The organism is Paenibacillus sp. G2S3 (assembly GCF_030123105.1).
Lineage (GTDB): Bacteria > Bacillota > Bacilli > Paenibacillales > Paenibacillaceae > Paenibacillus_AQ.
Genome location: NZ_CP126095.1, coordinates 2,668,486 through 2,680,744, shown reverse-complemented (window position 1 = coordinate 2,680,744; position 12,259 = coordinate 2,668,486). Strand labels below are relative to the sequence as shown.

The window sequence follows — 12,259 nt, the reverse complement described above, 5'->3', positions numbered from 1 at the left end:
CATGGATTAGCGTTGCAGTTCGAAAGTTCATTATTTATCCCGGGCATTCCCTCTATACTGCGCAGTTCTAAGCTCTCGAATATAGGGCTCTGTAGCTGGCATAACCGCATCTATGGCTTGTTGAATGGCTAACTCAATATCATAAGGAACTCTTACAAATTGTATATTCAAAGGAGCTTCTGTCACTCCTCCGTATTCCCCCTCCAAAATCACATAAGATGCCTGAGTGACATCAAGAGGATTCCCCACACTGCCTACATTAAATAAAGTCTTCCCTTCTAAATGTTGTATAAAAGCATTGTGAATGTCCCCATAACCTACGATATCCGCTTGTCGCTTCTCTTGGCAGAGATCAGAACACCCAAACATAGACAGTCGCTTCTCATAATCGTCCCAGGGCTGAATCCGTTCATAGTAGCTCCGCGGTGAAGCATGGAATAATCGAATAAACTTACCACTCATCATAAACTCAATCGAGAACGGTAATGTACCTAAATAAGCAAGACGGTCTTTACCTAACAATTTCCGACTCCACCGAGCCATTTCAAAATCAACATCCTGATTCATTAAATCATCCCAGTTTCCCATTACACTGATTTCACAATTTTCCTTAATGATATCAACGGCTAGATCGGAGTTTGGTCCTTTTCCAACAATATCCCCTAGGCAAAATATCCTGCTAATTCCACGCTGCTTAATATCATCTAATACGGCTGTTAAAGCCGGGATATTTCCATGAATATCTGAGATTAATGCGATTTGTTCCACTGTAGAACCTCCGTATAAATTGATCTTTTTAGAAAAAGTTAATTCTTATTAAGTTTTAGACTTTCTTATCAAGAATATGTTTCATGAATCACTCCATCATATTTATAATATCTATTCTCCGCCTTCTAAATACAGATTCTATTATTATATCTTACTTCCCTCCTTTGAATCGTTACTCTTCATATCCGAGCCATCGAACAGTCTTTTGGTTATGTGAATTTAAAATATAGATTGCAATGGCGTGAAAGAATTCCTGCAAAAAAAAGACCACAATCACGTTAGCACATGTTGTGGTCTTCATTCTACGTTGCGATATGGAGTGGTTATATTTCAGGCATTTCATTCACAATCTGCTCCAAAGTAACCTCCTGAAGGACATTCTCCATCGCCTTTTGCGCGAGCGAGAATACCGGTACAATGGAGCTCGCTATATTTTTGCCGACTGGACAATCCGGGTTAGGGTGCTCATGAACCGAGAACAACGAATCCTCCTCCACCGCGTTTACTGCCTTATAAATCTGAAGTAGTGTAATCTCAGCGCTACTACGTGAAAGTGAGGCTCCTGCGACTCCGGGGCGGGCCGTTACCAGTCCTGCTTTTTGCAGCATACTCGTTAGCCGGCGGATAACTACAGGGTTTGTATTCACGCTACCAGCTATCCACTCCGAGGTGCTTTTGCCCTCTTTATTACTATCGATTAACGTTAATATATGAATGGCTACCGCAAATCGGGTGCTAATGTTCATTGGAAATCCCTCCTTCTGCCTTACTGTCGTGCAATTAACAAGTGCATTAATCAGATGCAACAATAATAGTTACATTTTATGCATTTGTCAAACACTTAAGGAGATGCACTTCAGGATCGTAATTAATGAATATTATGCTTTTTGAAATTACCGCCCTTAACTTCTGCTACATCATATACTACGACAAAAGCGTTAGGATCAATTTCATGAATAATTTCTTTGATTTTGCTTTCTTCCAGACGGTTAATTACACAGGTGATTTCTTTGAATTGTTCATTGGAGTAACCACCGTATGCATCAGTATAGGTTGCCCCACGTCCCAATCGGTCACGAATAGTTTCTACCATGATCTCCGGTTGAACGGTGATGATTTTAAACGTTTTAGATCCGCTCAAACCTTCTTCAACGATATGAATCACTTTAGAAGCAATAAAATAAGCAAGTGCGGATAGGATCGCCCCTTGTAGACCAAATGCAGTTGAAACAACAATAAAGACAAACATGTTTAGGAATAAGATTAGATCACTCGTCCCAAAAGGTATTTTTCGTGAAAGTAATACAGCCAACATGTCGATCCCATCTAACGCCCCACCATTACGTAACGCTAACCCCATACCGAAACCAATGATAATCCCGCCAACAACAGTAATTAATAATGTGTCTCCTTCGATAATCGTTGGCACATGGTGCATAAGGCTTGTACCAATGGCTAATGAGGCAATACCGATAATAGAATAAATAGCAAAGCTTTTACCAATTTGCTTATATCCTAACCAAACAAAAGGGATGTTAATTACAACAATTAGCAGCCCTAACGGTAATCCAAACAGCTGTGAACCAACGATACTTAGGCCTGTTACACCACCATCTGAAACATTGTTAGGTATTAATACGGATTCCAGACCATATGAAGTAATAAGTGCCCCTATAATAATTAATATGACTTTTGAAAATATCTTTAGCTTATTTGATTTTTGATGCTGTCTTATTCCATGCATTCCATTTCCCCACTTCAAATTATTTTTTTCATATCACTGCAAGTGAATAACATCCACTGGACAAAAGCCGATAAAAAATAGTCTATAATAAATGTCACCACTTTGGCAAATCAGACACCACTAGTATGATGATCTATTATTTTACCCATATGACTTAAAATAATTTTATCATTCCATAAAAAAATGAAAAAACCAGACTACGAAAATTCGTAATCTGGTATTCTTCTCTATCATACCTTCATATATTCGCTATATAATTCCTCAAAAGTATCGTATCGTTCAACTTTCCTTCCTACCTTATTGTATTCTTCCAGATATTCATCCATGATCTGCAGAAACTGCTCTTTAAATAAAGGTAGATGATCTGAATCAAAATACTGCATCATATCAACCTTTTTTGTTCCCCTTGATTCTGTCATTTCATCAAGAAAATTTTGTATGCCCATGGCTGCATAATAAGCATAAGATTTATCATTTAATTCCACACTAGCTATAACCTTATTACGGCTGTTACACCACATTTCCTCATAGGTACCACCAAGATTATCATAGGTTGGGACAGGCTGAATCACAAAATCCTTATACATTTTATTATATAAATCATTGATGCTTTCTAAAAATCTATAGGATGTACTTCTGATTTCAACGGTTGTCTTCGCATCGATCACAGCCATATATATATTTTCAAAATCATCAGGAACATAACGATACGTAGCTATTTCCTCCGGATATCTCTTAAGTCCCCTTTTAAAATAGGTATTGTTCAAATGTGTTAGAGCATTTACCAAATTGTATACAACTTCACATGAAGCATACCTCACTGCTCCGATATCTTCAGAAAGTAATGTATTCGTATATTCTTGTTTTGCTATGTCTATATTCTTTTTCGCTCTACTAATGCATTCACTCCCTATAGGCTTTGCTAAAGCATCGAGTGCTCTCTGTTTATATACATTTAGCTTTTCCAGATATTCGGGCTTCGCACAATATAACAGCTCTAAATCTATCAGACACGATATCATCGGGCTCTCAAGATTCGCTTGATCTTCTATCCTTGTTTCCCATGGCGTACAATAGATGTCGTAGCCAACATCCTCCAAAATAAAACACGAAGATATCCCCCAGCCTTTGGGCGTGTTATTAATTATAATTAGATCAAGATCGCTTTTTTCATGAAAATCTCCGGTACTGAAAGAACCTGTAAGTCCAATGATTGCAATGTCATCAGGAAAATCTCTCTTAGCACGTTCAATAACCATACTAATAAGTCTGTCATTTTTATTTAAAATTTTTTGTCTAATATCAGCATCCATATCCAATTCACCTCTAAACTAAATTTAATTCCATTGTATATGGATATTGCTCAAGTAAATATTCCGACTTTATCTATATTTAATTTATACCAAGAAAATTTCATCTAAAGCTCTTCCGTCACCTTGATTAAAATCAATCCCTAAAATCTTTGCCATCGTAGGGGCTATATCTACCATTTCCAGATCCCCTATATTGAAATCACTTTTAACCTTATTCCCTGAAATCACCATGTTGCATCTATAATCCTCTTTGTTGGGAGAATAGCCATGAGTTGCATATTTAACACCCTGTTTGTCCAAATCGACAATCGTTGGTTCATCCATGCTCTCATCGAAACAATAGCCTCTCTTAGCTTCAAGCATATACTTGGTGGATTGGCCTACATGAAGTTGATCTAGCTCCTCTCTAGCATACAATTCCTCTATGCCAGAAGCATCTACTTTCATCTCATCCCGAATCGCAGCTAAAGCTAATTGCTCAGCTTCTTCATCCCCTTGTTTGATATGCAGATAAGCGGCTCCGCCCCCACACTGAAAGTAAGCCCTCCACTTCATTTCGCCGTTCTCTTCATAGATTAAGCCTTTTTCCTGCAAAAGGTTGTTCAGATGTACTTTGTATCTAACATTGAACTGACCATGGTCACCCAATACCAAAAAAATCGTATCATCCTTTATTCCAGCTTCATCCACTGCTTGCATAATATCGCCTAACCGTTTATCCATACGCGTGATTACCTGCTTCACCTCGTCGCTGTCAGTCCCATAAACATGCTTGGCGTCATCCAGATCAATCAGATGCATCATGAGAAGATTAGGCTTTTTGCGCTTAATCGTTTCTATCGCACACTTTGTCGTGAAGTCATCCAGATAGGGCTGCTCAATCCCTTTTCGAAGCCGGCCGTATTTCAGCTCCATCTCGATACAATATAAGGGGCTCCCGCTTTTTAACACCTTCAGTGCCTGATTTTCTTTTTTGATGGCTCTAATTTCAGGAATATTGTATTGGATTGAGGATTTCCCTGATACCGGCCAGAGGATTCCAGCCGTACTCATGTTATGCTTGCGCGCAGCATCGTAAATCGTGGGCACCTTTATCGCATTTCTGAACCAGAACCAGCTTTGCTCCTTTTCCTTCACAAACGGCTGAAATGGATTGTTGTGATGAATACCATGCTTATCTGGATATACGCCCGTTGCTATCGTAGTGTGTACCACATAAGTGAGCGTGGGATAAACACTTTTTAATTGATTGCTATGCGCTCCGCTCTTAATCAATTCCGATAAGTTAGGAAGACGCCTAGCCATTTCCCATTGGTCTTCTGAAAAGGCATCGTAAGAGATGACAATCAGATGTTTCGCTATTGCCGTTTGTTCTTTGCTTGACTTCATAGGATAAGTCCCTTCGGTTCATCTTGTTCAAGCTTCTCTTTAGGTAAAGTTATAAATACGAAGAATCCAATAATAAATAGTGGGATAATCGCTAAAATACTAAATTTCGCATTGCCTGTTAAGGTAGTCGTTAAAGACATCACAGCAGGACCCACAATCGCCGCAAATTTGCCAAAAATATTGTAGAATCCAAAGAATTCATTGGATTTTTCCTTAGGAATAATCTTCGCGTAGTAAGATCTGCTGAGTGCCTGAATCCCTCCCTGGGCAGAACCAATTAGCGCTCCCAGAATAAATATATGCCATACTGAAGTAATAAAGTAAGCCGCGATGCAGGAAATGATATATGTAAAAATCCCCACGATGATCATCGTTCTAGCTGAGTATTTTTTGGCAAGATTACCGTACAGGATAGCACACGGAAATGCGATGATCTGGATAACTAATAAGATCCCCAGTAAAGTAAAAGTGTCAAAAGCATCCGCACCCAGAACCGATGTGGCATATGGCACTACCATTTTAATAATCGTATCTACCCCATCAATATAGAGAAAATAGGCGATTAAGAAAACAAATACCACTTTATGCTGTCTGACATTCTTGAATGTGTCTCCCAGTCTTTTAAAGCTATTAATGATCGGTTTTGGTTCAGGTTCTATGTAATATCTTTGCTGCACATCCTTGATCATAGGCATGGTCAGGAGTCCCCACCAAAGCGCAGTGATTATAAATCCAATCTGATAACCGATCGATTTATCCATCCCCATAAATAGAATCAGCAGTAGGCTGATACCGAATGGAATGACGCTGGCGATATATCCAAAAGCAAAGCCTTTTGAGGATACCTTATCCATCCTTTCATCCGTGGTTACATCCACCAGAAAAGAGTCATAAAAAATATTGGCTCCTGCAAAACCTATGACTGACAAAATATAAAATACAATCAATAACTGCCATTGCCCACTTGCAGGTGCAACGAATGCCAGCGAAGCTGTAGCTATCACGCCGATTAATGAGAAAAATATGAAGAAACGTTTTTTCTTATCCTTGTAATCTGCCATCGTCCCTAAAATCGGGCTAAGGATAGCCACCAGAATACTCGCTATGGAATTAAAATACCCCAAATCCATGCTGCTGTTCACGTTCGAAAACATCCCAAAAACAATGGGCAGTAAAGCCGTTGTAACCGCCATCGAATAAGCCGAATTTCCACAGTCATATAAAATCCATGATTTTTCCTCTTTACTTAGTTTCATCTAACAGCCACCTTTTCACCTAGTTCCTTCTGTTATATCACTTAAGCATATGTGGCATGTTAAATTTATGTAAAATTACGTTTGACTGAAGGTTGTATGAGGAAACATCCTTTTTTTCAAAGTTCAATCCCGGTTAATCCCTTTACGTCTGCTGGTAGTTCACAGCTACCTTCAGACAAGCCTCACACAGAAATGCATAATAAATCCCCTCGCTGTCCTCGGCCTGTTCCATGTCCATTTGCGCAATAAACTTCATCGTCACCGAACAGCAAGGGCACTCAGGATATTCCGCATTCTGAATCCAGGTCGGATGTCCACCAATCTTCGAGGCAGGCGCTTCAAGCATCCAATATGCATTATCATAGGCTCCCATCTGCCGTTCCGATAGCTGCATCACTTGCCATGAGAATTGCTCCATATGTTCATTTTCAGGCAAAAAATCAGGAAAACTATTATATTCACTCCACGAATACCTGCCATCCAAATCTGCATTCATAAACACGGTGCCATAACAATTACAGTGCATACAAGCTGCAATCCTTAGCCGCTGACCAGGCAGCTTCATAAATTGAACCAACGGGTTCTGCAGGTTGTAATCAAATAGTACTGTCAATTTACTGCCACACCAAGGGCATGACTGTTCACCTGCTTGCAATGCCGCTACCGCCGAAGGAGCTCGATCTATCCCTTCTTTTCCTTCACCGCATACTTTAAAATGATAACTCTCGGGGTAAAAAAGCAGTCTTTTTCCGCCATCGTTATCTAACTCCCACCCTGCCTCGTGGGCATAGCTTTCCGGAGACACATTTAACTCCGATGCCCATCTAGGCGGATGCTGCCGCCATGTCTCGAATAGCCGAACAGCCTCTTCATCACCAATCCAGGCGAGAGCAAGCAGCACGTGATTACGGTTAGCCGAATCGAACTCCAATTGATGAATGAGCTTATCGCGTATATCCTGACCTGCATCCTTATAGAGAATGCCAGGATAATACTTCCCTTTGCGAAAAAAGGCCTCCAGCCCCCGCTCAATACGTGCATTTGAAAAACATGCAAGCGACAGCAGAATGATTTCAGCCTGGTCAAAATCATCTTCTTCCAGCAATTCAATCGCGAAAGTCTCCAATCGCTCCTGTTCGCTTTCAGTCAGCTTATGATACAATTCTTGCGCGGTTTTGTGGAAGAGGATTTCGTGTTCAAGCGGATTGTACTTCCGCGGTTTATGCATGATTTTAAGAATTTCAACCGGATCATTCACGCCTGCATACAAATCAACATCTGTTCGATTCTGTTCAATAAACGCCTGTTTCTCCAGAGCAATCTTCCTCTGATGACATGGCATGCAAATCCCACCTGTTTTTAAAGAAGTTGCAGGAAGAATACTCGCCTTACAATCTGCGGTTTGGCAGGGCAGTCGCTCGCTCATCGTACCCCTCCTGTCTTACATATTTTTTCTGCTTGCCGGTTTTAGACAAAACAGTCTAAAGCTTATGTAGTATACCGTTCTTATGCTCCTTGAGCAGCTTTGCGAAAAGCCTACTTGAGTAATCAATTCTACGTTCAGGAAATTCACCTGTAAGCACAATCTTCAGCATCTGAAGCAGACGTTTACCTGTTAGTTCAGTAGGCCCAAGAGACCATTGTCTAATACTCGGACATAGATATATCAAACCAGAGTAACGAAAGGCCGCTCTCACCCTTTCATAAAAATCATCATACTTAAGGGATATGCCGTTTGCTATTAATTCATTGTAATAGTGGTTAGCATCCTCAAGGTTAAAATAACTAGCGAGGTCAATATAAAAAGGGGCGTAATAACACCACCCGAAATCAATAATATAGGGGTTTCCATTATGATAATGGATGTGGGAACCATCTATCGTCTGCAAATCTCCATGCGTGAGCGTCAGACTTTCCTTCTCATCGTACAAAGCCGCCATATCACGCGCAAAAGCATTAGCTTTTTCACGTAATGATGGCAGATACGCGCCAAATTCCCTGTAGAATTCGGAGTTTTGCTCCATAAGGTCTTCAAAATGGTCCACAGACACTTGCGTAACTAAATAATTCTCCCAATACTGACGATCCGCATGGGGGAGCCACGGCATCTCAGAACCGCTACCCATATTACGAGCATGGATTCTCGCTAATGCCTCCGCAACCCTTGGCGACCAATCTTCCCCAGGCGGAGGATATTTAACACTTCCCACATCTTCTATCGCCATCCATTTTGGCTCATTTGTTGCTATATCCAGTGAAAAAGACGCGGGCGTGTTCCGATGTCCCTGATCAGTTAACCTCTTCATCGTCATGCGTTCTTTTAGAGCCGCTTCTTTAAATATCACATTTTCCTTTTTACCATTGTCGTAGGTTATCTCTAAACGACGCACCTCTGCACCCGACCAGCCACGTTCAGCTTCTGTCATTAACCCTTGCTCTATATGACAAACCTTTCCGCGTTGAAGTACTTCGGCTAAACCTTGAGCGATTATGATCATATCAGATTCCAAATTCATCTGTGCTTCCTCCGGTGTTTATCTTTAGATTTGAACAATCCCCTGCATCTGGTATGGATAATCAATCTGCTTTTTCACCGAATTCATTGCTGCTTCTCCAGCCAAGTGTGAAATCAGATATAACCCCAGATCAATGGAAGTAGAAACTCCACCACCTGTAATCACATTACCATCATGCACGATACGAGTCTCCACAACTTCTTCACAGTAAGGTTTTAGTAATTCATAGGCAGATGGATGGGTAGTGGCTTTTTTACCTTCTAACAACCCCGCAGCCCCAAGCAGCAGTGAGCCTGTGCATACGGATACCTTATAAGGAACATTGTGAGCACCTGCAATCCAAGTGACAAACCCTTCATCATAACGAAGCTTACGCGTCCCCATTCCTCCAGGTACAAATACCATGTCATACTCAGAAAGCTCAGGCAGCACTTTTCCAACTTTAACTGTGAATCCTAACTCATCCGTCACTTCTTCCGAAGCTGCGCAAATATCCCAAGACAACTCTTTACCTATTTCAAATTGCCCCAATCGATAAATAACATCATAGAACCCGGCAAAATCCAAGAACGTAATTCCGTTAAAAAGTACAAAGGCAATTTTCAAATTCGCACTCTCCTCTTTATGGCTTGGTTAGGATAATAGGTTCACCTTTAGTCACGATGATCGTATGTTCAAACTGTGCTACACGGCCATTGTCTACAACGCTCAGTGTCCATCCATCCGACTGCTGCTCCACGTAATCCGCTCCAGTAGAGAGGAAGGGTTCAACCGTAATCACCTGTCCTTCTTTTAACACTGTAGTCACTCTTGGATTATAAAAAGGTAAGATTTCGAACGGCTTCTCATGCAGTGATTTCCCAATGCCGTGGCTGCACAGATTACGTACCACTCTATAGCCGCGTTTCCGAGCTTCGAGCTCCATCATTCTGCCGATCTCATTGACCTTCATCCCTGCTCTCAGATGATTGATCACGCTCATCATAGTTTCCTCTGCACTCTGGCATAGACGCAGAATGTCATCATTATATGGTGGTAATTGAAAAGAAACTCCTGCGTCCCCATAATAACCATTCAGCTCAGCAGATACATCAATATTGATCAAATCACCAGGATTAATCACTCTAGGACCAGGAATCCCATGAGCAACCTCTTCATTCACACTAATGCAGGTGCTGCCTGGAAAATTATACGCTTTCATAGGGGCTGAAGATGCTCCAAATTGCGCTAGGATTTCAGCTCCAATGCTATCAAGCTCCGCTGTTGTCATACCAGGAGTTACTTTCTTTTTCATCTCAGCGATGGTATGTCCTACCACTTTCCCTATGGCTTTTAGCCCTTCTAAATCTTGTATGGTATCACTCGTCATCTATCACACATTCCTCTCACTTCTGGTATGAATCACTTGTCTAATTTCTGAAATACAGTTCCATCCCACTGAAAAATATCTTCCAGCTGTTTACCCGCAGCGTTATCGTAATAACTTCTCTTGAAGCTATGGTCATCGACTTTATCAAGCTTTATCGAATACCCCTTAGGACTACTGATAAACAAATCAGAGCCGGGCTTGATCCCTAATTCCTCTATAACGTTATTTTTTCTAAGCGTAAATAGCTTGTAGAAGTAACCATTACTGGCTCCGAACTGACCAATCGTAAAATCCGGGTCGCCGTCCCCATTATAGTCCTCAAACTGAATTTGAAAAAAATCATTAAATATTATGGGATCCTCAAAATGTTCACTGAGTGGAAAGCTATTCAAAGTTCTCCCTTGATCGTCGATAACTGTAAGCCCAAATCTGCCACTCCAATTTCTTCCCAACAACGGACCTGGTATTGTCCAATCCTCGCTGTATGTTCCATCTAAAAGCTGCAGATTCAAGAATCCCGTTCTATTAGTTAAGGGATAGAGATTATTATGTGATATCGTTACTGGACCTGTAACCTTAACAGAAGACTCCAGCGACTCCGTCTGTTCTATGTTCGCCTGATCTGCTGTTCCATAGATGAGTTTTCTGATTTGATCTGCGTTCTTCACCGGAATCGAGTAGCCCTGACCACTATTCTCAGCTGTAGTAAATAAACCTTTATAGCCAAGTTCATTACCTATTGCTATGTAATAATCCTCCGAGTAGCCATCACCATAAACAAGCTCCATATCGAAATCAGGAGCCCAATCTAGCTCACCTGATAATTTTTCACTCTTGTTCATAGCCTCCGAAAGCGCCTTAATCAGAGCGGAGTCCTTCAGTATTAGGGTCTCAAAATGTTCGGGTCGATCAACTTGGTTCTGATCACTAGTTGTTACAGGAGTTAAAGACACTCCGGCGATCCACCTTGCATTGATGAAGCCCACATCATTCTTACACCCGCTTAAAAGAGCAACCAAGAACAAGGGTACAACCCATAGTAATTTCCTAATGCGAACCACCTCCAAGAAAAGAAACATAACCTAATTATAACAGCGTCCATAAATATAAAGAAATCGACTTTCCGAATCACTATAAAAAAAGACTATAACCTGCTCCTTTAATGAGTGGTTCTAGTCTTATAAAATCAAGTAAATATGTAGTGATGTGATCAAACGATTAAGCTTGAATTGCCCCTACCGTCTTAAGCCAAGCCTCTGCAATAAGTGCATGGCCCGCAGGTGATGGATGTACTCCATCCGGAGCCCAATAAGCAGGTTCTGCTTTCACGGATGCCGCAGCAAACAGGCCATCCAGTGGAACAAGCAATGCACCATATTCACGTGCCAGTTCACGAACGATGTGAATTTTAGGGTCCAGATCCTGGCGCCAAGTTCTACGATCTTCTGGGACAGGCAACACGAATGGCTCTATTAAGACTAAATTAGCAGCCAGCGAATGCTGCGTACGTTCGATCAGGTCACGATACGCAGCTTCAAATTGTTCAGGCGTTGTTTCCTGACCAGAATCAAAGCGGCGCCAAGTGTCATTTATCCCAATATATATGGACACCCAAGTCGGCTTCAGATTCAGGCAATCCTTCTCCCAGCGTTCCTGCAAATCTACTGCACGGTTGCCGCTAATGCCACGATTATAGAACGTAAGATTCTTCTCAGGATATAAATGCCCCAGACGAGCGGCGACCATCAATGCATAACCTACACCAAGCGATGAAGCATCTTCATAGTTACGACCCCAATCCGTAATGCTGTCGCCTTGAAACAGAATGACATCGTTTTGTCGGAATAACATCATGTAATCCTCCTCTATTCCCTTTTGTTAATATTAGCCAATCTATTATATCA

The 12,259-nt window shown here is 41.2% G+C and carries 12 protein-coding genes; all 12 read right to left on the bottom strand.

Translation table 11 applies throughout. From position 1 onward, the window contains the following. Nucleotides 1-30: 30 nt before the first annotated feature. The 12 genes from QNH28_RS11515 to QNH28_RS11460 all read right to left on the bottom strand — a co-directional run bounded on the left by QNH28_RS11515 (nucleotide 31) and on the right by QNH28_RS11460 (nucleotide 12,209). Nucleotides 31-768: a metallophosphoesterase family protein gene (locus tag QNH28_RS11515; protein ID WP_283911481.1), complete on the bottom strand. Its 738-nt coding sequence runs from the start codon at nucleotides 766-768 to the stop codon at nucleotides 31-33. A 323-nt stretch (nucleotides 769-1,091) separates the two neighbouring features. Continuing rightward, nucleotides 1,092-1,514, bottom strand: a complete 423-nt coding sequence (locus tag QNH28_RS11510; protein ID WP_283911480.1) for an Rrf2 family transcriptional regulator — start codon at nucleotides 1,512-1,514, stop codon at nucleotides 1,092-1,094. Nucleotides 1,515-1,636: 122 nt separating this feature from the next. Continuing rightward, on the bottom strand, nucleotides 1,637-2,512 hold the full coding sequence (locus QNH28_RS11505; protein ID WP_283911479.1) for a YitT family protein: 876 nt from the start codon (nucleotides 2,510-2,512) through the stop codon (nucleotides 1,637-1,639). 230 nt (nucleotides 2,513-2,742) lie between these two features. Next, nucleotides 2,743-3,825 (bottom strand): nucleotidyltransferase domain-containing protein, encoded by a 1,083-nt coding sequence (locus QNH28_RS11500; protein WP_283911478.1) that lies wholly within the window; start codon nucleotides 3,823-3,825, stop codon nucleotides 2,743-2,745. 84 nt (nucleotides 3,826-3,909) lie between these two features. Then, complete coding sequence (locus QNH28_RS11495; protein ID WP_283911477.1) at nucleotides 3,910-5,214, bottom strand: alkaline phosphatase family protein; 1,305 nt, start codon at nucleotides 5,212-5,214, stop codon at nucleotides 3,910-3,912. After that, nucleotides 5,211-6,470, bottom strand: a complete 1,260-nt coding sequence (locus QNH28_RS11490) for an MFS transporter (RefSeq protein WP_283911476.1) — start codon at nucleotides 6,468-6,470, stop codon at nucleotides 5,211-5,213. The genes QNH28_RS11495 and QNH28_RS11490 overlap by 4 nt, the downstream gene beginning before the upstream one ends. 142 nt (nucleotides 6,471-6,612) lie before the next feature. Then, on the bottom strand, nucleotides 6,613-7,896 hold the full coding sequence (locus QNH28_RS11485) for a DUF1963 domain-containing protein (protein WP_283911475.1): 1,284 nt from the start codon (nucleotides 7,894-7,896) through the stop codon (nucleotides 6,613-6,615). Nucleotides 7,897-7,951: 55 nt separating this feature from the next. Then, nucleotides 7,952-8,986: a phosphotransferase gene (locus QNH28_RS11480; RefSeq protein ID WP_283911474.1), complete on the bottom strand. Its 1,035-nt coding sequence runs from the start codon at nucleotides 8,984-8,986 to the stop codon at nucleotides 7,952-7,954. 24 nt (nucleotides 8,987-9,010) lie between these two features. Next, entirely contained in the window at nucleotides 9,011-9,592 is a 582-nt protein-coding gene (locus QNH28_RS11475; RefSeq protein ID WP_283911473.1) for a DJ-1/PfpI family protein, read from the bottom strand. A gap of 16 nt (nucleotides 9,593-9,608) precedes the next feature. After that, complete coding sequence (map, locus tag QNH28_RS11470; RefSeq protein ID WP_283911472.1) at nucleotides 9,609-10,355, bottom strand: type I methionyl aminopeptidase; 747 nt, start codon at nucleotides 10,353-10,355, stop codon at nucleotides 9,609-9,611. Between the two features lie 32 nt (nucleotides 10,356-10,387). Then, a complete protein-coding gene (locus QNH28_RS11465; protein ID WP_283911471.1) occupies nucleotides 10,388-11,308 on the bottom strand; it encodes a YhfM domain-containing protein in 921 nt (306 codons plus the stop codon). Nucleotides 11,309-11,573: 265 nt separating this feature from the next. Further along, nucleotides 11,574-12,209, bottom strand: a complete 636-nt coding sequence (locus tag QNH28_RS11460) for an SGNH/GDSL hydrolase family protein (RefSeq protein ID WP_283911470.1) — start codon at nucleotides 12,207-12,209, stop codon at nucleotides 11,574-11,576. Between the last annotated feature and the right edge of the window lie 50 nt (nucleotides 12,210-12,259).